Here is a 20,242-nt window from a genome sequence, read left to right on the forward strand (position 1 = left end):
CTAAATCACTTCACAGCACAAATAAATGATTATTAGCAATAGCCAACGGTTCATTTTTATCGCCAACCGCAAAACTGCCTCGACTGCTATAGGGATTACTTTTTCAAGTGCCTGCAATCAAAAAGATATCATTACTCCCTTGGGCAAAGATGAGGAAATAAGAAGAAGATTACGCTATCCAGGGCCACGACATTTCATGCCTTGGCAAAACAAAGCAGCCTATCTATCACTTCTCGCTCAGCGAAAGCTAACTGGCCTTTGTATATCTGAAAAGGTTAAAGAGATTGGCTACTACACTCATATTACACCCAAGAAAATTCTGAACTATTTACAACCCGATCTCTGGGAATCTTATTTTCGCTTCTGCTTCGTTCGCAATCCATGGGATCTCGTGATTTCTCAATATTTCTGGTCGATCAGGAATAAGCCTGATCCGATCAGCCTAGACTCATTCCTCAACAGCTCAAAAATCAAAGGAATTGCTAGACGCAGTCAAGAGATGTACACTTTGAACGGCAAGCTCGTTGTTAATCGGCTTTGTCGTTATGAAAATATTCAGGCAGAAGTGAATCGAATTTTCGAGGAGTTAAATCTTCCTGGCAACCCAAAATTACCCGATGCTAAGCGACATTTTCGCAGCGATAAGCGTCATTATCGAGACGTTCTCAATGAGGAGCAAGCCGCAAGAATTGGGTTAATTTTCGAACGCGAAATCGAGCTATCTGGATACAGCTACTGACACATAGAGCACAGAGCCATTAGGCCTCCGCTGACTCGCATGCTCCCTCAATCAATGCTGAAAAAGAAAGGTAGTTTTCCTACAAAAAGGCTCAGCACCATATAACCACTGCCGTCCTACATGAATCACTGGTGCAACTAGCAAAGGCTTCAGGAGAAACCCAACGCTTATGCAAAGGCATGGCGAATAATTCGACGATGCAACAGAGCGACATGGAAGTCGCCAGACTTAAAGCATGACTTCTGTTGACGTCACGCCAAACCAAACTGACAAGGTCCTGAGCAGCCTCCCAGCAGACGCCGCCGACCCCTGCGTTCACTGCGGTTTCTGCCTGCCAACCTGCGCCAGTTACCGAGTGTTGGGCACTGAAATGGATTCACCGCGAGGGCGAATCCATACCCTCAAGGCGATCGACAACGGTGAGCTGGAGCTTGATGCCACCGTCGCTAGCCACTTCGACTCCTGCCTAGGTTGCTTTGCCTGTGTGAGTGCCTGCCCCTCAGGAGTTCGCTACGACCAGCTCATCGAGGCCACGCGCCCTTTACTGAACCAAGCAGAACTTCGCAGCCCCTGCCAGAACCACTTTCGCCAAGTTCTGCTGAAGTTGCTCCCCTACCCCGGCCGACTGCGCGCCCTTCTGCAACCTTTGCGTGCCTACGCGGGTACACCAATACAAGCGCTCAGCCGCCGCCTCGGTATCAACAAAATTCTTGGGCCCCAACTGGAAGCGATGGAGGCCTTGTTGCCTGCTCTTGCAGCAGAAAATTTTCAGGATGATCTGCAGGTTCTCCACCCCGCAACAGGTCAACGCCGCAGCAGAGTGGGGCTTGTTCTTGGCTGTGTGCAACGTTGCTTCGATCCCAACGTGAACCAAGCCACTATTGCCGTGCTGCAAGCCAATGGCTTTGAAGTCGTTGTGCCAAAAGATCAAGGCTGCTGCGGCGCCGTCTCCCACCACCAGGGACAACTCAAACAAACCCGAGAGCTAGCCGAGAAGCTTGTCAAAAGCTTTGCCAATGTTGTCGGCCCAGGGCGACCTGCTGGAGCCGAGCACTTAGAGGCTGTGCTGGTGGCCGCCTCGGGCTGTGGCCACACGATGAAGGCCTACGGCGAACTCCTCAACGCAACAGCAAGCTTCAACATTCCCGTCTTCGATGTGCATGAATTCCTGGCGGAACAAGGCCTCGACAGCAACTTTCAGCAAAACCTTCAGCCTCTTGCCCATCACAATGGGCAGCCTGCCAGCCCCCAAACTCCTCTGAAAGTTGCTTACCACGATGCCTGCCACATGATTCATGGCCAAGGAATCCAAGCCCAACCAAGACAATTATTGAAGGCCATTCCCCATCTAGTTTTGAGTGAAGCCACAGAAGCCGGAGTTTGCTGTGGGAGCGCCGGAATTTATAACTTGGTCAACCCGCAAGAAGCTGCCGAGCTGGGGAGAATCAAGGTTGCTGACCTCAGCAACACTGGAGCTGAACTGATTGCCAGCGCCAACATTGGCTGCACCTTGCAACTCCGCCGCCATCTGAATGGTGATGTAGCAGTTGCCCATCCAATGGAACTACTGGCCTGTGCCGCCGGCCTCCATCAATCGCCAGGCGGTCAACAGCGTGGTTTCATTGCCAAGATTTCCGGGGAAGGTAAGGATCGGCAGATCAACCAAGCCATCTCCAGCTAAAGGCCGCACCAACGACAAGCCTGGCAAGATTTGCCCCTCAAGCTGCACCATCTCCAAGCCCAGCCCTTCTGCCAAGACAGTGTGGGTTGTAATTCCACCCTTACTGATCAAATAGCCCAACCTCGGCGCAAGAGCAGCCGCCAGACGAGCCATCAATTGAGCCAAAGCAACGCCAAAGCTCAGCCTTGCAGCTGATGTCGAACAATCCAATTCACCGCGACTCGTAAACAACACCGGTGTACGACCGATGGCAAGCGCCTCGCCAAGCTGATTGAAGCAATGCTGCTCCAATTCAGCCAAGCGCCCATCAGAAAAGCCTCTCTGCAAGATCTGCGCAAAGCGGGGAACTGGCAATTCCACCCCCATGCACTCTGGCTCCTCGAGTAAACATTCCAACTGAGCATCAGCCAAAGGAACGTGGGAACCAACCATCACCAACCCAGGCCATCGTTGACCTGAGTGATCGCTCCGTCGCATGCCAGCCAAGCCATCAGCACCAAGAGGTTGGGGTGCAAGATCTGCCAACGCATTGAGCAAGCTTGCTGCAGAGCGAAACAGAAAACGCTTATGACCAGCCAACTTCCTTACCGCTTCTGCTAAGGCCAGCAATTGCTCAGAACGCTCCGCATCCACCACCACAGACTGATTGTGATGAAGCCGAGCCAACCAACGACGCAACTCTGTGCGGCCTGTCTGCAATGGCGTCGCAGCATCTTGATTTTCAACAGCCGCATCCAACTGCGCAAGGCAGAGGCGCTGAACAGTTTGAGCTCGGATCTGCCCACCACTTTTCTCCTCTAGCCAAGCAGGGAGATCACTGGTGCTGTAACCAAACAAGCGATCTTTGGCAAAAGCACTGGAATGCACTGGCTTGCCATCAAGCAAATGCACGCCATTCACCGTGGTGCGCCCTCCTTCGAGGAAGGCAGGAACATGCAGCGTCGCATCGAAGGGGCCAAGCTCCTCAGCGATCACCTCAGGCTCCAAAACGCCATGACCGCGCAGCGTGGAGTCACCGCGACTGACCACAACAACTTCAGCTGGTGACATGCCTTCCGCCGCGAATGCTTGCCGCAAAGCAGAACAAATCTCACGATTGCGGGATGCCGCCTGATCAGGGGCTAACGCACGTGTGTTGGCCAGCACAAACAAGAGTGGCGAAGGGTGGCGCAACCCATGCCGCAGCACATCAACATCCCAGTGCAGCAGCAGCAGACAGCCATGCACAGTCTGGGAGCCGGTGGGGTCGTCATCAAGCACCACAATCTTCATGGCACCATCGTGACGTGAACACGTTCTTCGCCGATACCGCCAACGTGCCAGCACCTGCTACGGCAAAGGAGCTGGCCGATCTTGTTGCAGAGCTGCATGCAGCAGCAACCCCCTGGCTGCCCTGTGGTCTTGGCAGCCGTCTGCAATGGGGGCCGCCTGTGGAGATACCTTCACAACCAATCAGCGTGAGTGGTCTCAATCGCATCCTTGATCACGCTGTCGACGACCTCACGATCACTGTTGAAGCCGGCCTGCCGCTGGCAGAGCTACAAATGGTTTTGAAAGAACACCATCAATGGCTAGCCGTCAACTGGCCCAGGGGAAGCCAAGCCAATACAGATCCCAACAGTGCTGGAAGTTTGGGTGGGTTGGTGGCTCGTGGCCTCGCCGGCGGCTTGCGACAGCGTCATCTGGGTATCCGCGACCAACTGATCGGAATCGGACTCCTGCGGAGCGATGGCATTGCTGCGCATGCTGGAGGCCGGGTAGTCAAAAACGTGGCTGGCTATGACCTCATGCGCCTGCTGTGCGGCAGTTGGGGCAGCTTGGCTCTGATCACGGAACTCACTCTGCGCTGCCAACCAATCCGCCCAGCACACATCGGCCTTCGCCTTGATGGTTCTCTGGAAGCGCTGGAAGCATGGCGAGCTGCACTATTGCGCACCAGCTTCACACCGGAATACTGCGATTGGATCAAAACAGATTTAGAAGACTGGCATCTCAACATCGGCGTGGCCAGCGTGAGCGATCAAGCAGTCAACGACCAAATAGGCCACCTCAAAGCCCTCGCCAATCAACATCAACTGGGCACAAAACAGCTTGACTGGCTCGGCCCCCATCAAGAGCCACACCCATCTGAAGGATCTTTCGATAGCAGCCACTGGCTGGTACGGGTAGCGCTGCAACCAAGCAACATTCACCGGCTGATCGCCAGCCAAGAACTGCAAGCCCTCAACGGCTGGCATTGGCAGCTTGCCGCTGGTGCTGGCATCGGCGACGGCTGGCAAATATCACCAGCCAACGCAAAAGGGATCAGTCAAAGCGAGGATCTCAACGCGCTGCGCCACGAGATTGCTCGCCTCGGTGGCCAGCTCACGCTCCTGCAGCAACCCAGCCAAGCTGGCGCTCGCCTGCCTGCTTGGCTGGATGCACCCTCAAGGCCACTGATTGAAGCTGTGAAGCAACAATTCGATCCAAAACAACAACTAGCAAGAGGGAGATTGCCAGGGGTTTGCGGTCAATCAACGGCCAAGTAGGCATGGCAGAATGCCTCAATAGAGCATCAAAAAGCGCAGGATCTTCTCAGACTTAATCCATGACATGATCAATAGCATATAGACAACTATCAGGCATGAAATCTCAACAGTCAGACCTCTTCCCAAGTCTTTAATCGCACCCAAGCATATCAATCAATTCACTGAAACCCTAAAAGATTATATACAAGCCATGGTCACTGCAGAGATCAACATATGCCATATTAAACTTTTAGAAAATGATTAGGCCATCAAGACCAAGACTCCAAGTCCTTTGCGCAAGGATGCATGCAAGGCAAGTCCAATCAAGGTAGATTAATTTAAATCTTATGACATGGCCGAATACGAGCCAAAAGGCAGAAGCTTGACCAGCCAATATCAATTCAGACTATGCATACTCAATCTGAAAATGAAGATATTTTCACTGGGGGTTAAAGTTACATCAACAGGAAAAATTGATCAACAGTTAACCAAGGAACATCTCAGCCTCTGCTGGCCACCAGCTTCGATCTCCAACTTGCGATCACCACTAATCAATGCCTCCCGCGGCCCAGTCCAAGGCTCAAGGCATAGCATCTGCCGCGGCGGATCAGTCCACACCACAGTGAGATCCATGGGATTCTCATGCTGAAGCTGCAGAGATCTCCCAGAGGCTTCATCCACAAGGGTGACTGGGCCCGCAGGGCGAGTTAAAAAGTCCACCCCCTCAGTTAAAGCTGCCAATTGGATAGCAGTTTCAGCTTCTGCCATCTGCAAATGATTGAGACATGAATTTGGTAAGCCTTCGAGGCGAACCTTGTTCAAATCAGTCACCTTGAAATAAGGGTGTAAACCAAAACTGAAGGGCATCGCAATTTGACTACGGTTATGCACATCTACCTCGATCTCTAAAGCATTGCGAATCGGGCGCACCACCATCTCAAGCAAAAAAGCAAATGGATAAGCAGCACGCGTCTCTTCACTATCAACAAGGCTAATCTTCACGCCACTGTGATCTTCCAATAACTGTAATTCCCAAGGCTGATCCCTAGCGAAACCATGCTGTTTAAGAATGAAATCACCACTTGGCAAGGGTAATAAATCACCTGGCAGGTTTCCGCAGATGGGAAACAACACTGGAATGCCTCCGCGAATACTTTTCTCTGGATCTGCAAAACGCTCCTGATTCAAATAGAGCAGCTCCTGGCCGTTACAACACCACTCAGTGACTAAACCACCTCGCTCAGGCACAATCCGCAAACGATCACCACTTTCTGGATGCAGGTACTGCCAATGAGGATAGGGACTCTGCTTGCGTAGAAGAGGAGAACTATGGCCGTCAATCATTCCAAATTCAAGCAATACTCAAACCATTTAGCCACTCCAGCAATTCAGAATTCACCAAGTCAGGCACCTCATCATGAGGGCAATGTCCAGCATTTAAAAGCACCTCTTTCACTTCCAAAGAAGCTTCTTTGGCATATGTGCGAAACTTATCTTGCTTGGCTTTTGCATTCCTCAACCAAGGATCACCATCACCCCAGAGCAATAACAGAGGAGCTTGCAAATCATTGAACAATTCATCAATAGCCTTGCCCCTAAGCCCACGTGCCTGAAAAACATTGCGAAACACTTGGAATGCGCCTGGATCCAGAGAAGGCCTACGAATCGACTCAATTAGATCATCATCAACATTGGCAGGGTCTATATAAACCTGCTCGAGAGTCCTGCGAATGACACCAGGCCTGCGCAGATTCTCAAAGATCATTCTCTGGATCAAGGGATATATCAACCACTTCACCACAAGATCCCTTGAAAGACCTTGCCCAATCATCTGGCGAAGCCTCGAACTCATGTCTTTTGGTTTTGGAGAAAACTTCTCATCGCTGAAATAACCAGCAGCATTCAGTAAAACCACTCCGGCCGATTGCGATTCAAGAGCAGCAGCTGCAGCCAAGGCGGCATAACCTCCCAGCGAATTGCCAACAATCACAGTGGGCCTTCCAATGCGCTCATTGACATATGCAACCAACTGGTCTTTCCAAAGGTCCCCGCCATAATCGAGCCCACCAGGTTTGGCACTACGACCAAAGCCAAGTAGGTCTATGGCATGCACCTCATGGGTGAGAGAAAGCTTTGGAATGTTGTGGCGCCAGTGATCGGTAGAAGCCCCGAAGCCATGCACCAACAACAATGCCGGCCGTTTGCGTCCCCCATGCTCAACATCCTGATCTGGGATGCGATGTAGACAATGAACATCGTGCCCCAGATGGCTCCAGGAAGGATTAAGAACGGCAGATGGAGCTGACGTCACAACGGCGACGGTGGCGAAAGTTGATGGTAGGCAATTCTTTTACTTATCAGGGCTATGCAATCAAAAAAGCTGCACTAAACCAGGCCAACAGGATTGGCAGCAACGTCATCAGGGATGGAGTTGCCGCCTCCAGGCGTTTTGTCTTTAAGCACCAAACGCAAAAGCAACGGTGCAAGGAAGGTGGTGCTAATCACCATCAATAGAACGGCAGCTTCTAAAGAAGGAGAAAGCAGTCCGGCGCTTGTACCAAGCCCAAGAAAAATCAAACCAACTTCACCGCGCGGCATCATGCCAAGACCAACAACCAAACGATTGGTGGGTTTGTCAATCCAGAAAGCCCAACCAGCAGCAATCTTGCCCACAATCGCTACAACAACCAGGAAGCCAGCCACAACGAGTGCAGAGCGGCTCGCAGGATCCAGAGGATTGATCACTGAAAGATCCATGCCAGCGCCAACCAAAACAAAGAAAATCGTGGCGAAGAGGGTCACGATCGGCAAAACCGACTGCTGAATCGCGTGATTGTTCTTCGAGCTGCTGAGGATCAATCCAGCGGCAAAGGCCCCCAAAGCGGCTTCCAAACCAATCGCCGTAGCGATAAAGCAACACAGCACAAGAATCACAAACGAGGCCACAACAACCGCTCCAGGCGCTTTAAGTCGGTCGATCACCCAATCAAAGGCTGGAGCGGCAGTACGGCTAAGCACGATTGCTAAGACCACAAACACTGTCGCTGCTACGACAAGTTTCACAATCGGGGCAATCTCGAGGTTGCCTCCTGTGGCCAAGGCCACAACAACAGCCAGGATCACAATGCCAAGGATGTCATCAAGCACAGCCGCACCAATCACGATCTGGCCCTCTCGCGTTTTGAGATAACCGAGTTCGCCAAACACACTGGCAGTGATGCCGATGCTGGTAGCCGTCATCGAAGCACCAGCAAAAATTGCCGGGATCAATTCCACCTGAAACAGAGCCATCAAACCAAAGGTGCCTAAGGCAAAAGGCAGCACCACGCCAGCCATGGCCACTGTGAAGGCCTGGACTCCTACAGCGACCAACTCTTCCAACTCACTTTCCAACCCGGTGAGGAAAAGCAGGGCATACAAGCCGAGCGTGGCAACCGCTTGCAGAGAGGGGAAGGTTTCGTAATAGAGGTCTGGTACGGCCTCAGGAGGAATCGAGGCCAAAGCGCTGATCAGGCTGACCAAACCCTCATTCAAATGAGAATGAGTACTCGGCGGCACCAATAGATGCAAACCTGAGGCCCCGATCAGAACCCCTGCCAGCAGTTCGCCGACGATCGTAGGTAGATGCAAACGCACCAAAAGCTCAGCCAGAGTGCGTGCTGCAACAAAAATCAGCAGGAAATTCAGCACACCGATCAAAGTTTCAGCCACCTCCACGTCGTGGCTGCTCAGCACGGACAACACTGAATGCAAAACCATGGAGCCGGATTTCAGTCTTTGTGAGCGAGATTAAAGGAAAGGCAAATCCTGCTTTGGTGTGCTCAAAACGAAGCGTGAGGAGAACCTGCAGGTGTTGATGTGCGGTTGCTAGGGCAAACAAGCCGCACATCGCAGCTAACTTCCAGAGATTCCCCAGCTGGGTTCGATGGCCTAAACCCTTCGCCTCAAGAGAATGAGCATCCTCAACACACGTGACGAGGATGAACCAATCAATCACCTTGACACCTTTTGAGCTGCCGATTGGCCACTGACTCCTGCTACGCCTGATTACTCGTTCCCTTAATACCCCTTACAAGGAGAGCCTCCAGCCCTCCAACATTATTTTCTCTCCGCCGTCATGAGCAGCTCCCACCCCCTAGATCTACGCCTGCCCACTCCGGGGTGCTTCGCCGACCCTGAACGAGCCGGGCTGGATGCCGATGCTGTATTCGACGGGATGACAGAACATCTGTTCTTTACCCTCGGAAAACTTGCTCCCACAGCAAGTAACCATGACCTCTACATGGCCCTGAGTTATGCCGTGCGGGATCGGCTGATGACTCGCTACCTGGCAAGTCTTGAGGCGATTCGAGCCCGACCCCACAAGACGGTGGCCTATCTATCTGCTGAATTCCTCATCGGTCCGCAGCTCAACAGCAACCTGCTCAACCTTGGCATCTCGAAAGAAATCGCAGAGCAAGCTTTACGCCGCTTCCGGATCGAATCACTCGATCAGATCCTTGAGGTCGAGGAAGAGCCCGGTCTCGGCAATGGAGGTCTAGGCCGTCTTGCCGCCTGCTACATGGAATCACTGGCCAGCCTGCAGGTGCCAGCTATCGGCTATGGAATCCGCTACGAATTCGGCATCTTCAACCAGTTGATCCGAGATGGCTGGCAGGTAGAGGTCACAGACAAATGGCTCAAGGGTGGTTGGCCATGGGAACTCCCCCAACCCGAGGAGGCCTGCTTCGTAGGCTTTGGTGGTCGCACCGAGAGCTACACCGACGGCAAGGGCAACTACCGCTCACGCTGGATCCCCTCCGAGCATGCCATCGGCATTCCCCACGATGTGCCAGTCCTTGGCTATCGGGTCAACACCTGTAACCGCCTACGCCTCTGGCGAGCAGACGCGACTGAAAGCTTTGATTTCTACGCCTTCAACATCGGTGACTACTACGGCGCTGTGGAAGAAAAGGTTGGTTCAGAAACCCTTTCCAAGGTGCTCTATCCCAATGACGGCACCGATGAAGGACGCCGCCTGCGCCTCAAGCAGCAACACTTCTTTGTGAGCTGCTCCCTCCAGGACATGCTGCGCAGTCTTGGAAACCGAGGCATTCCCATTGAAGAGTTCCCTAATCACTGGACCGTTCAGCTCAACGACACCCACCCGGCGATTGCGGTAGCAGAGCTGATGCGACTGCTCATTGATGAGCACTATCTGGATTGGGACACCGCCTGGGACATCACGACCCGCTCAGTCGCATACACCAACCACACGTTGTTGCCAGAAGCCCTAGAGAAGTGGGATCTCACTCGCTTTGCCAGCCTGCTGCCCCGCCACCTTGAGCTGATCTATGAGATCAACCGCCGCTTCCTACAACAGGTACGCCTGCGTTACCCAGGCAATGATGCGATCCAGAGAAAATTGTCGATCATCGATGAGGATGGTGGCAAGGCCGTGCGCATGGCGAACTTGGCCACCATTGCAGCCCATCATGTGAACGGTGTTGCGGCGTTGCACTCTGATCTGTTGAAGCGACAGCTGATGCCGGAATTCGCTGAGATCTGGCCGGAGAAATTCACCAATGTCACCAATGGCGTCACTCCGCGGCGCTGGGTAGCCCTTGCCAACCCAGCCCTCTCACGATTACTCGATGAACACGTTGGTCCTGAATGGATCACCAACATGGAATTACTCACCAAGCTGGAGGAGCGGCAACATGACACCGCCTTCCTAGAGCAATGGGGAGCAACCAAACTTTCGGTGAAGCGCAAACTTGCCGGTTACATCCATCGACAAACCGGTGTTCTGGTGGATCCTTCGAGCCTCTTCGATGTGCAGGTCAAACGAATCCATGAATACAAACGCCAACACCTCAATGCCCTGCAGGTGATCACCCACTACCTGCGCATCAAGAACGGCCAGGCCAAGGGAATGGCTCCGCGCACCGTGATCTTTGGAGGCAAGGCAGCACCTGGCTACTACATGGCCAAACTGATCATCCGCTTCATCAATGGCATTGCCGAAACAATCAACGCTGATCCCGATATGGAGGGCCGCCTTCGGGTCGTTTTCCTACCTGACTACAACGTAAAACTCGCTGAGCAGATTTATCCCGCCTCAGACCTCTCCGAACAGGTCTCAACCGCAGGCAAGGAAGCTTCAGGCACCGGCAACATGAAGTTCGCGATGAACGGAGCTCTCACCATCGGCACCCTTGATGGTGCCAACGTTGAAATCCGTGAGCGAGTCGGCCCTGAGAACTTCTTCCTGTTTGGCAAAACCGAGACGGAAATCATGGAACTCCAAACCAAGGGCTATCGACCCAGGCAAATTGTTGAAACCTTGCCCGAGCTAGCGGAAGCCTTAAGGCTGATCGGCCTTGGCCATTTCAGCAACGGCGATGGAGAACTGTTCCGCCCCCTGCTCGACAACCTAACTGGCTTCGATCCATTCTTCGTATTAGCCGATTTCGCCGATTATCTGCGCGCCCAGGACGAGGTCAACCAAGCCTGGACCAACCGGAAACAATGGAACCGGATGTCACTGTTAAACACCGCAAGGACTGGCTTCTTCTCCTCAGACCGCTCAATCCAAGACTACTGTCAGACAATCTGGAAAGCTGAGCCCTTCCCCGTAGAAATTACCTGCGATGTGCCCTGAAAAATCAATAAACGATGGATTAGGAAAGCTAATTGCGATCAGGCAAATCAGGGGTCTGATGCAGAAGACGGTTGAGGCGAAGCCGATCTGCATTGAGAGGATCTGGAGCTAGTTCACCTGCAAGTTCTCGGAATTTCTGCTCAACAGCTTCTGGCACCTTCACATCAAAGATGCGTTCCATCAGGGCTTCGATGGAAAACAGGTGCGCATTGATGTTCTCCAAATCAGCGATCGATTGCTGGATTGCATCAGCTGGCTCTTCTCCCCCACTAACAGGAGTGGCGTGAGTATTAGCAGCCTCATTGGCTTGGGAGCCATATTGCTTCTGCAGATCTTCAAGAACACGACCAGAAAGTGTTCGAAAAGACTGCAAAGCAGCCCAATTGAGCTCCTGCTGATGACGCAAGGTAGGGCACTCACGAATCAGCCGATCATGCTCCCGGTAAAACCTTTGACAGTCCGGGCATTGACAGGGCTCTTCAGGCACCGCACTCCGTCTAGCTCAGATCCCATCATGCCATCTACTAAGCCGCAAGAGGAGGCTCGCTTGAAAAACTGCCCTCCCCCGAATCTGTATCGCCTGGAGCCGGCAAGGGAATCTCAATGGTGGACACCACCTGGATCACGTCGCGCAGTCGCATCGAATCAGCAAACCAACCCATCGCCTGCTCTGTATCACCTCGACGTTCAGCATCACTGGCCTGATCTTCATGAGCCTCAGCCAATAAAGCCAACCAACAGAGGCAGCGTGCCTGAACCACAGAGAGGTCCAGGTCCATGGGCTGTGAATTTGCAATGCTCTCGCTTTCCTGCTGCACAAGTAGCCGTAGCCGCAGATCGTGAAGCTGGGTCATGACGCCTGATCCACCGAATCAACACTAGCGAGAGCGTGGCATTTGCCTAGCCCACCAGATGTAGTACCGGCTACCGCGAACAGTTGGCAAAAAACGGGGCTGGCGGGACTCGAACCCACGACCTACGGTTTAGGAAACCGTCGCTCTATCCGGCTGAGCTACAGCCCCATCACAGGGAATTATGCCCTCAATGCATGATGGAAGCTGAAAGCAGGTGAGGTGTTCGCGATCAAGTTGTCATTGCCCTTGGCAAGACGAGCTTGGTTGAGGAAAGTCCGGGCTCCCCGATGGCCAGACTTGCTGGGTAATGCCCAGTGCGGGTGACCGTGAGGAGAGTGCCACAGAAAAACACCGCCGATGGCCTCATGGGGTTCTACTCCGGGCACAGGCAAGGGTGCAAAGGTGCGGTAAGAGCGCACCAGCAGCATCGAGAGGTGCTGGCTAGGTAAACCCCGGTTGGGAGCAAGGCCAAGGGGCGATGGCTGGCCATCTGCCACGTTCCACATAAATGCGCCGCTTGAGGCCGTCGGTAACGGCGGTCGTAGATAGATGAGCACCCACTGCTCTTGAGCAGTGAACAGAACCCGGCTTACGACCTGCTTTCACTAACTTCTGAAAAGAGAGTCTTATCTTAGTTTCTAAGTAATCCCTTTAATACCTTCTTGCCATTCCTCTTCAATGACTGAATGTATTCTTCTACAGTAGTCATTAACAAAGGGCGCTCTTCGTCAATCATCAATGATGAAGGGTATTCCGAGAAAGGTTCGATTGCTTTATTTAAACGGTCCAAAACCAATTGGTCAACTCTATCTCTCTCCTTAACAGAAAGCAATGACATCCCTCTACCTGGCACTCCTTTATTAAATTGCGTAAACGCCCTATCAGCAATCTTTTTAACACATTCTACGGAAGCTGGTTCTTTACCTAGAGCGTTGCCAACATAAGCAAGAAGGTCTCCAGGATCTTTGATCAAATCCTCGTAGACAACCAAGAATGCACGACCTTCCACTAGCAACGGTCTCCATGATTCCAATTGACTCACCTGCCCCTCCAATACTGATAAAGCGTCTTCAAAGTTGCAAATAGGGCTGAAATCCTTTTGGCCTTCTTTCCTACTCTTTTCAGCAACTTCTATTAGAGAAATTAAAACATCCCTAGGGTCTCTAACCGATATAGTAACGGGGCAATCGTTAACCCTGATGAATTCGAGCAGGTCCTCACTTGTATGCCCATGAGTCTTTATGGCTACAGGCTTATCTCCAGAAGCGTGCTGAATATCATAAAGGAAGCTTCCTTTCAAATCAGAGGTAGGAATATAGTTATCGTTACGATTTCTCATATTTTTCAAACAAAGTTTCGACTGAGGCATTCGATAAAGCTCTAGGGCTGCCCTTACATACTCAAAACAAAGTGTTGAGCCCGACCTTGTCATCCCAAAGCAATAAAAAATACTCATGGTGCACGTCAATTCAAGTTAATACAATATCAGATATGTCCATTTAAATTATTCGACAGCCAAACGGTTAGAGCAAGCCTAAGCCAACCAGTGAGCATAGTAATAAATGCCTGCAGATTCTTCAAAAACGGCAATCATCTGCATCTAGATTCAAGATGGGAAACCCAAAATGGAGGGAAGAAACCAAAAACAAAGGCCCCGCCCTTGAAACACTTGCAAATAAATGCAAGGGCACATTGTTCGTCGCCAATATCGTCAAAAGTTACGGCAATCATGTCTTCATATATCGAGCCTACTGTAAATTAGTTGGAGAGTAACCACAAAAGGACCACTGTGATAGAAATCCAGCCCAATGTTTTGCCAGCTACTCAGCAGAACCTTATTTGAGGCAAGACCATGCTGAGGAAGTTAATCAAAAAACTTCAAAGAACCTCTTAAAAAGATCATTCAACAACCTCCTCTAATCTAGAAACCTAAATAGCTAAATATGTCCTTCAAATCACTAATATCACAATCATAAACCTCAAGCTTTCAATTAACCTGCACCCGGAAGATGCAACATCATTCCGTATCGTAATAGTTCTCCTAGAGACTGCGTGACATCACGATCATCCCGATTGCTCTCCCAAAAGCGGACAACGCAACTACTGGAACTGCTGACTCGCATCGGACTAAGCCCAACTAATGCTGACAACGGTCCAGGTGCAGATCCGAGCAGTCTCATCATCCTTGACGAGGCACTTACTCACACCTCTGCCCAAAAAAGGGTCAACCACGAGCGCCTTGAATTCCTTGGTGACGCAGTTCTAAGGCTAGCCGCCTCGGAATACATCGAGCTCAACTTCCCTCACATGGACGTAGGCGAGCGGTCTGCGTTGAGGGCTCAGCTTGTAAGTGATCGCTGGCTAACGAAAGTCGGTCAAAGTATCGGCATCGAAACAGTACTCATCCTCGGAGCCAAGGCTGCAGGGGATGCATCGGCTAAAGCCACTCTTCAGGCTGAAGCAACCGAAGCGTTCATTGGAGCACTCTATGAGTACTGGAAAAGCCTTGAGCCAATCCACCACTGGCTCACACCCCACTGGCAAGAGGCAACCTGTGCATTTCTAGCCGATCCTCATCGACTCAACAGCAAATCTGCGCTTCAGGAATGGAGTCAGGCACGGGGGCTCGGCCTACCACGCTACAAGTGTGAAGAACGAAGCACGCAACATGGCGATCCTCAACGTTACTTTTGCAAAGTTCACCTCGATGATCGGCCAATTGGAGAGGGTTGGGGAGGCTCCCGCCGCAATGCCGAGCAAAAGGCGGCCCGCCAATCACTTCAAGCACTCAACAAATCAGCCACCGACAACTAAAGCCACACTGATCAGAAAATCATGCACTTAAAAGATGGATCTCCTTGCTGACTCATCAACTTCAGTGGCAGCAGGGAAGGGACTGCTAAAGACCTCAAGCCAGCAAAAGATATTTCAGCGGAATCGTGACTAACTTGTCCCAGTTACCTCCCTCAAACAACACCGCAGCTCGATCTCCACTGATACGTTGCACACATCCGCTATAGCCGTTGTAGATCGAGCGAATCTCGTTCACAACCACATTGGAACCAGGCAAGATCGGTACTTCAACAGAGGCCATGAGATCAGCTTTTGGCAGTCGTAGCGCCATTATCAGCAAACATGCTTTCTCCGCCCATGAACGGTGCCGAAGACTGGCTCACCGTGGGAAAACTGGTAGCCGCGCAAGGAATGCAAGGTGAACTACGTATCAACCCCAGCAGTGACTTCCCTGAACGATTCACACTTCCTGGTCAACGCTGGCTAAAAAAACGCAATGGTGAGCCACGACCTATTGAATTGCTGACTGGACGTCAATTACCTGGGAGGTCGCTCTATGTCGTGAAATTTGCTGGGGTAAACAATCGCAATGAGGCTGAAGCGCTTGTAGGCCAAAACCTGCTGGTGCCATCAAGCGATCGCCCCAGCCTTACCGAAGGCGAGTTTCACCTTCTTGATTTGGTTGGCCTCGAAGCCCGTTTGGAAGCGGAAGGCCCTGCAATCGGTCATGTCACGGACCTCACCACCGCCGGAAACGACCTCCTCGAGATCGAATTACTTGCAGGGAGGCGGGTTCTGGTTCCGTTCGTAGAAGCCATCGTTCCAGAAGTGCAGCTCAATCAAGGCTGGCTCCGACTCACCCCACCTCCTGGACTTCTAGATCTCTAAGCAATCGACAGAAGCGTGACCTCTAAGCGATTCTGGGAACACTGAAGTACAAAACCGTGACCGTCACCCCGCTTATTCCGGTGATTCTCTGTGGCGGAACAGGCACCCGCCTTTGGCCGCTGTCGCGCGCGAGCTACCCCAAGCAGTACTGGGCTCTAAGCGGCTCTAGTGAAGAAACGCTGCTTCAGCAAACCCAGCAAAGACTTAAAGGCATCGAGGGACTTAGTTCGCCTTTGCTGATCTGCAACGAAGATCATCGCTTCATCGTGGCCGAGCAAATGCGCCAAATCGATGTAGAGCCAAATGCAATCTTGCTAGAGCCCATGGGCCGCAATACAGCTCCAGCAGTAACAGTGGCGGCACTGCAAGCCACAGAACGAGGCGAAGATCCGCTCCTGCTAATCCTGGCTGCAGACCATGTCATCCGCGATGAAACCCAGTTCCGTCATGTCATCGAAGCCGGTCGCATCCCCGCAGAAGCCGGGCGACTGGTGACCTTCGGCATCGTGCCCACCGCCCCTGAAACAGGCTACGGATATATCGAAGCAGCAGAATCATTCGGATACGGTGAACCCAAAGCCGTACCGATTGCCAGGTTTGTCGAAAAACCTGATCGAAACACCGCTGAGCAGTTCCTCGCAAATGGACGCTTCACCTGGAACAGTGGCATGTTTATGTTCAAAGCGAGCGCCATCCTGAGCGAGCTGGAGCGACTATCTCCCGAGGTGGTGAGCTGTTGCCGTGCTGCCCTTGAGCAGGATGTGCCCGACCTCAACTTCTTGCGGCTGGAACGAGAGGCCTTCGCCCAATGCCCCAACGTTGCTATCGATGTGGCCGTCATGGAGCAAACTCAGCTAGGCACTGTGCTGCCTCTCGATGCCGGCTGGAGTGACGTGGGCAGCTGGAGTGCCCTATGGGAGACCACCGATCAAGATCTCAACGGCAACGTGCTACGTGGTCATGTCATCGCTGAAAGCAGTCGAAATTGTTATCTACGTAGCGAACATCGCCTCGTGGTAGGCCTAGGAGTAGAAAACCTTGTAGTGGTTGAGACGGACGACGCTGTGCTGATTGCCAACCGTAATCAAGCCCAGAAAGTCAAAAAGATTGTGAAGCAATTGGAGGCGGATGGAAGCCCCGAAGCCAAAGCGCACCTCAAGATCTATCGACCCTGGGGGCATTACACCTCTGTCGTGGAAGACAGCCGCTGGCAGGTTAAACGCATCGAGGTCAAACCTGGCGCAAGCCTCTCACTGCAAATGCACCATCACCGTTCTGAGCACTGGATCGTCGTCAAGGGAACCGCCTTAGTCGAAAGGGACGGAGAACAGCAATTGATAGGAGAAAACCAGAGCACCTACATCCCTTTGGGCTGCCAACACAGACTCACCAATCCAGGACGGATGCCCATGGAATTGATTGAGGTGCAAAGTGGTCCATACCTCGGTGAAGATGACATCGTGCGCTTTGAGGACCGCTACGGACGTAGTGAGAGCGTGATCGTCAATTAAGCTTGAGCTATTCCACTGTCACGCTTTTGGCCAGGTTGCGAGGCTGATCCACATCAAGACCCCTATGAGCTGCAATGTGATAGCTCAGTAGCTGTATCGGAAGAACCGTGAGCAGAGGACTGATCCACTCGCTCACCTCAGGAACAGGAAGTAAAGCATCAAACAAGACCGTATCCGGACACTCCGGCGCAACACCGATCAGCTTTGCATCACGAGCTTTCGCCTCCTGTGCATTGCTGAGCACCTTCTCAAAAACCACTCCCGGCATCGCAATCGAGACGACCGGCACACGCGCGTCGAGCAAAGCAATCGGCCCATGCTTCATTTCCCCAGCTGGATAGCCCTCAGCATGGATATAGCTGATCTCCTTAAGCTTGAGAGCTCCCTCAAGGGCAATCGGATAGTTGATGCCACGACCCAAAAAGATCACATCTTGGGTATCTGCAAAGCTGTGGGCCAAAATTTCAGAACGCTGATCATGGAGCTCCAGCAACGAGCTCAACTGATTTGGAACAGCCCTTAGTTCTTCTTTTAATTTGATGAGCTCCGCAGATGAACGGCTGCCACGACGAGCCGCAAATGCCAAAGCGAGCGCATAAAAAGCCAACAACTGCCCCAAAAAGGTTTTAGTAGCTGCAACACCCACTTCAATCCCCGCGCCGATATCAAGAATGTGTGGAACCTGACGAGCTAGAGAGCTCTCTGGCCGATTCGTCACCCCTAACTGACGAGGAGCAAAGGCAAGGTCCCCATGAGCCTTGCGACGCTGAGCATCCATAGCTAAAGCCGCGAGAGTATCGGCCGTCTCTCCCGACTGAGTCACCCCAATAGTGAGTGTGTGGGGTGCTAGTGGAGGCGGTGCATAGCGAAACTCACTTGCGTAAAAGACAGCAGTCGGAATCCCCGCGAACTGCTCCAACAAATAGGCCCCTACAAGGGCCGCATGACGACTCGTGCCACAGGCCAAAATCTGAATACGCTCTAGATCGGCATAAAAAGAATGATCGAAGGGCAAAGCCACAGGATCATCAGACGCAAGATCTGGAGGCAGATGACGTGCTACCCACAGCTCCGCAGTCACAGGCTGCTCGTGGATTTCCTTGAGCATGAAATGACGGAAGTGACGTTTATCGGCCACTTGATCACCGCCAATGAGCAGTGAAGGGCTTCGCTGCTGCCGTTCGCCTTGCGCGTCGTAAAGCTCAATCCCCAAGGGCGTGAGCAAGGCCACCTCACCATCCTCCATCGGAAGAATCGTGCGCGTAAAGCCCGCCAAAGCCGGGGTATCGCTTGCACAAAGAAACTCGCCTTCGCCAAGACCAATCAACAGCGGCGCCTGCTTTCTTGCAACAACTAAAGCCCCAGGTGTCTCCGCCCAAACCACTGCCAGGGCATAGGCACCCTTCAACTGGGGCAACACCCGTTGCACAGCTTCTAACAACATCCTTCCATTCACGACACGGCCCTGAACCTGCAGAGCACGAAGTTCAAGCGAGATGAGATGAGGAATGACTTCCGTATCTGTCTCTGAAACAAACCTCACCCCTTCAGCCTCAAGTGCCTCGCGGAGAGAACGGTGATTCTCGATAATGCCGTTCTGCACCACCGCCACAAGACCAGAGCCATCCCTATGGGGATGAGCATTGCGCTCTTCAGGTTTGCCATGGGTGGCCCAACGGGTGTGGCCGATGCCGCAATACCCTGGCGCACCCTTCTCTTCCACACATGCTGTGAGGTTTACCAGCTTTCCTTGAGCCCGCTGGCAAGTGAGCCGACTGGAACCATCCTCAGCTAACAGTTCAACAGTGGCAAGACCAGCAGAGTCGTAACCGCGGTATTCGAGCTGCCTAAGCCCTTCTAACAGCAACGGGGCCGCCTCACGAGAGCCAATAACCGCAACGATTCCGCACATAAAAAAAAGCCCGGCACCTGCCGGGCTGAGCTTATGGGGTAGATGCGCAAAACAGGGACAACTGAGACTGAGACGTTGAACTCAAATCAGTAAGCCAGGCCCATACTTCGCGTGGTCTCGTCACCTAAATAAACCCGAATGCTGAGGAAATCAGTGGGGCAGGCGGTTTCGCATCGCTTGCATCCCACACAATCTTCAGTGCGAGGAGATGCAGCGATCTGGCCGGATTTATGGCCATCCCAGGGAACCATCTCGAGAACATCGAGAGGGCAGGCACGAACGCATTGAGTGCAACCAATGCATGTGTCGTAAATCTTGACAGCGTGAGACATGAGCCTGGTCCGGAACAAAAGGCTTGAAGTAACGGTAACTGGCAAGACTCCTAGTGAGACAAGTTCGACGTGTTGCCGTCACCGTTGTTAACCCCACTACCGCCAGCTCGTAGGATGCATCGTCCCGTCTTCACGGCTATGTCCCAGGAAGCGATCCTTGAGAAAGTCCGTTCAATCGTTACGGAGCAACTGAGTGTTGAAGCCGGCGAAGTGAAGCCAGAATCGAGTTTTCAGAACGACCTTGGTGCCGACTCCCTCGACACCGTGGAACTCGTGATGGCCCTCGAAGAGGCCTTTGATATCGAGATCCCCGACGAGGCGGCTGAGGGCATCACGACCGTCGGTGATGCCGTCAAGTACATCGAAGACAAGCAAGCCTGAG

General features: G+C 52.5%; 19 protein-coding genes, 1 tRNA gene and 1 other RNA gene. 9 read left to right on the plus strand and 12 right to left on the minus strand.

The annotated features are described in order from the left end of the window. Nucleotides 1-25 precede the first annotated feature (25 nt). Nucleotides 26-739, plus strand: coding sequence for a sulfotransferase family 2 domain-containing protein (locus tag SIB79_RS10055; RefSeq protein ID WP_063404868.1), 714 nt, complete (start codon nucleotides 26-28; stop codon nucleotides 737-739). Between the two features lie 235 nt (nucleotides 740-974). Next, on the plus strand, nucleotides 975-2,420 hold the full coding sequence (locus tag SIB79_RS10060) for a (Fe-S)-binding protein (RefSeq protein WP_074161359.1): 1,446 nt from the start codon (nucleotides 975-977) through the stop codon (nucleotides 2,418-2,420). On the opposite strand, the gene SIB79_RS10065 is transcribed toward SIB79_RS10060, so the two are convergent. Beyond that, entirely contained in the window at nucleotides 2,304-3,692 is a 1,389-nt protein-coding gene (locus SIB79_RS10065) for a four-carbon acid sugar kinase family protein (RefSeq protein ID WP_063404861.1), read from the minus strand. The genes SIB79_RS10060 and SIB79_RS10065 overlap by 117 nt on opposite strands. Nucleotides 3,693-3,706: 14 nt before the next feature. Between SIB79_RS10065 and SIB79_RS10070 the strand changes: the two genes are divergently transcribed. Then, entirely contained in the window at nucleotides 3,707-4,948 is a 1,242-nt protein-coding gene (locus tag SIB79_RS10070) for an FAD-binding oxidoreductase (RefSeq protein ID WP_081215705.1), read from the plus strand. Nucleotides 4,949-5,404: 456 nt separating this feature from the next. On the opposite strand, the gene SIB79_RS10075 is transcribed toward SIB79_RS10070, so the two are convergent. The 4 genes from SIB79_RS10075 to SIB79_RS10090 form a co-directional block, all read right to left on the minus strand. Then, nucleotides 5,405-6,271, minus strand: a complete 867-nt coding sequence (locus SIB79_RS10075; protein ID WP_063405388.1) for a galactose mutarotase — start codon at nucleotides 6,269-6,271, stop codon at nucleotides 5,405-5,407. 7 nt (nucleotides 6,272-6,278) lie between these two features. Beyond that, nucleotides 6,279-7,238 (minus strand): alpha/beta fold hydrolase, encoded by a 960-nt coding sequence (locus SIB79_RS10080; RefSeq protein ID WP_063396773.1) that lies wholly within the window; start codon nucleotides 7,236-7,238, stop codon nucleotides 6,279-6,281. A 74-nt stretch (nucleotides 7,239-7,312) separates the two neighbouring features. After that, nucleotides 7,313-8,686: a cation:proton antiporter gene (locus SIB79_RS10085; RefSeq protein ID WP_011131309.1), complete on the minus strand. Its 1,374-nt coding sequence runs from the start codon at nucleotides 8,684-8,686 to the stop codon at nucleotides 7,313-7,315. Continuing rightward, a complete protein-coding gene (locus SIB79_RS10090) occupies nucleotides 8,631-8,924 on the minus strand; it encodes a hypothetical protein (protein WP_063404859.1) in 294 nt (97 codons plus the stop codon). Before SIB79_RS10090 ends, SIB79_RS10085 begins: the two co-directional genes overlap by 56 nt. Nucleotides 8,925-9,044: 120 nt before the next feature. On the opposite strand from SIB79_RS10090, the gene SIB79_RS10095 reads away from it, so the two are divergent. Further along, the gene (locus SIB79_RS10095; RefSeq protein WP_063404856.1) at nucleotides 9,045-11,570 is read left to right on the plus strand and encodes a glycogen/starch/alpha-glucan phosphorylase; all 2,526 of its coding nucleotides are present in this window, start codon (nucleotides 9,045-9,047) and stop codon (nucleotides 11,568-11,570) included. A gap of 28 nt (nucleotides 11,571-11,598) precedes the next feature. On the opposite strand, the gene SIB79_RS10100 is transcribed toward SIB79_RS10095, so the two are convergent. The 3 genes from SIB79_RS10100 to SIB79_RS10110 all read right to left on the minus strand — a co-directional run bounded on the left by SIB79_RS10100 (nucleotide 11,599) and on the right by SIB79_RS10110 (nucleotide 12,592). Continuing rightward, nucleotides 11,599-12,057, minus strand: a complete 459-nt coding sequence (locus SIB79_RS10100) for a hypothetical protein (protein WP_011131312.1) — start codon at nucleotides 12,055-12,057, stop codon at nucleotides 11,599-11,601. 37 nt (nucleotides 12,058-12,094) lie between these two features. Next, complete coding sequence (locus SIB79_RS10105; RefSeq protein WP_011827172.1) at nucleotides 12,095-12,424, minus strand: hypothetical protein; 330 nt, start codon at nucleotides 12,422-12,424, stop codon at nucleotides 12,095-12,097. A 94-nt stretch (nucleotides 12,425-12,518) separates the two neighbouring features. Beyond that, a tRNA-Arg gene (locus SIB79_RS10110) sits at nucleotides 12,519-12,592 on the minus strand. 38 nt (nucleotides 12,593-12,630) lie between these two features. On the opposite strand from SIB79_RS10110, the gene rnpB reads away from it, so the two are divergent. After that, nucleotides 12,631-13,032, plus strand: an RNA gene (rnpB, locus tag SIB79_RS10115) — RNase P RNA component class A. Between the two features lie 23 nt (nucleotides 13,033-13,055). On the opposite strand, the gene SIB79_RS10120 is transcribed toward rnpB, so the two are convergent. After that, entirely contained in the window at nucleotides 13,056-13,880 is an 825-nt protein-coding gene (locus SIB79_RS10120) for a sulfotransferase domain-containing protein (protein ID WP_081215704.1), read from the minus strand. 617 nt (nucleotides 13,881-14,497) lie between these two features. On the opposite strand from SIB79_RS10120, the gene rnc reads away from it, so the two are divergent. Further along, entirely contained in the window at nucleotides 14,498-15,238 is a 741-nt protein-coding gene (rnc, locus tag SIB79_RS10125; RefSeq protein ID WP_236072713.1) for a ribonuclease III, read from the plus strand. Between the two features lie 94 nt (nucleotides 15,239-15,332). Here the strand turns inward: rnc and SIB79_RS10130 are convergent, their stop codons facing one another. Beyond that, the gene (locus tag SIB79_RS10130; protein ID WP_063405386.1) at nucleotides 15,333-15,518 is read right to left on the minus strand and encodes an NAD(P)H dehydrogenase subunit NdhS; all 186 of its coding nucleotides are present in this window, start codon (nucleotides 15,516-15,518) and stop codon (nucleotides 15,333-15,335) included. Nucleotides 15,519-15,559: 41 nt separating this feature from the next. Here SIB79_RS10130 and rimM point away from each other — a divergent pair, with 41 nt between their 5' ends. Continuing rightward, entirely contained in the window at nucleotides 15,560-16,105 is a 546-nt protein-coding gene (gene rimM / locus SIB79_RS10135; RefSeq protein WP_063404850.1) for a ribosome maturation factor RimM, read from the plus strand. A gap of 56 nt (nucleotides 16,106-16,161) precedes the next feature. After that, a complete protein-coding gene (locus SIB79_RS10140) occupies nucleotides 16,162-17,616 on the plus strand; it encodes a mannose-1-phosphate guanylyltransferase/mannose-6-phosphate isomerase (protein WP_063404847.1) in 1,455 nt (484 codons plus the stop codon). 7 nt (nucleotides 17,617-17,623) lie between these two features. On the opposite strand, the gene glmS is transcribed toward SIB79_RS10140, so the two are convergent. Continuing rightward, nucleotides 17,624-19,528: a glutamine--fructose-6-phosphate transaminase (isomerizing) gene (glmS, locus tag SIB79_RS10145; protein ID WP_063404845.1), complete on the minus strand. Its 1,905-nt coding sequence runs from the start codon at nucleotides 19,526-19,528 to the stop codon at nucleotides 17,624-17,626. A gap of 86 nt (nucleotides 19,529-19,614) precedes the next feature. Beyond that, complete coding sequence (gene psaC, locus SIB79_RS10150) at nucleotides 19,615-19,860, minus strand: photosystem I iron-sulfur center protein PsaC (RefSeq protein WP_011827179.1); 246 nt, start codon at nucleotides 19,858-19,860, stop codon at nucleotides 19,615-19,617. Nucleotides 19,861-19,998: 138 nt separating this feature from the next. Between psaC and acpP the strand changes: the two genes are divergently transcribed. Beyond that, nucleotides 19,999-20,241, plus strand: a complete 243-nt coding sequence (acpP, locus tag SIB79_RS10155; RefSeq protein WP_011131320.1) for an acyl carrier protein — start codon at nucleotides 19,999-20,001, stop codon at nucleotides 20,239-20,241. The last annotated feature ends 1 nt before the right edge of the window (nucleotide 20,242 follow it).

The sequence above is a fragment of the Prochlorococcus sp. MIT 1342 genome (assembly GCF_047304495.1).
GTDB classification, from domain to species: domain Bacteria; phylum Cyanobacteriota; class Cyanobacteriia; order PCC-6307; family Cyanobiaceae; genus Prochlorococcus; species Prochlorococcus marinus_D.

Bases quoted from the DNA above. Each gene is read 5' to 3' on its own strand.
- SIB79_RS10055 (WP_063404868.1), top strand. From the start codon at position 26: ATGATTATTAGCAATAGCCAACGGTTCATTTTTATCGCCAACCGCAAA.
- SIB79_RS10060 (WP_074161359.1), top strand. From the start codon at position 975: ATGACTTCTGTTGACGTCACGCCAAACCAAACTGACAAGGTCCTGAGC.
- SIB79_RS10065 (WP_063404861.1), bottom strand. From the start codon at position 3,692: ATGAAGATTGTGGTGCTTGATGACGACCCCACCGGCTCCCAGACTGTG.
- SIB79_RS10075 (WP_063405388.1), bottom strand. From the start codon at position 6,271: ATGATTGACGGCCATAGTTCTCCTCTTCTACGCAAGCAGAGTCCCTAT.
- SIB79_RS10085 (WP_011131309.1), bottom strand. From the start codon at position 8,686: ATGGTTTTGCATTCAGTGTTGTCCGTGCTGAGCAGCCACGACGTGGAG.
- SIB79_RS10095 (WP_063404856.1), top strand. From the start codon at position 9,045: ATGAGCAGCTCCCACCCCCTAGATCTACGCCTGCCCACTCCGGGGTGC.
- SIB79_RS10105 (WP_011827172.1), bottom strand. From the start codon at position 12,424: ATGACCCAGCTTCACGATCTGCGGCTACGGCTACTTGTGCAGCAGGAA.
- SIB79_RS10120 (WP_081215704.1), bottom strand. From the start codon at position 13,880: ATGAGTATTTTTTATTGCTTTGGGATGACAAGGTCGGGCTCAACACTT.
- SIB79_RS10130 (WP_063405386.1), bottom strand. From the start codon at position 15,518: ATGGCCTCTGTTGAAGTACCGATCTTGCCTGGTTCCAATGTGGTTGTG.
- rimM (WP_063404850.1), top strand. From the start codon at position 15,560: ATGCTTTCTCCGCCCATGAACGGTGCCGAAGACTGGCTCACCGTGGGA.
- glmS (WP_063404845.1), bottom strand. From the start codon at position 19,528: ATGTGCGGAATCGTTGCGGTTATTGGCTCTCGTGAGGCGGCCCCGTTG.
- psaC (WP_011827179.1), bottom strand. From the start codon at position 19,860: ATGTCTCACGCTGTCAAGATTTACGACACATGCATTGGTTGCACTCAA.
- acpP (WP_011131320.1), top strand. From the start codon at position 19,999: ATGTCCCAGGAAGCGATCCTTGAGAAAGTCCGTTCAATCGTTACGGAG.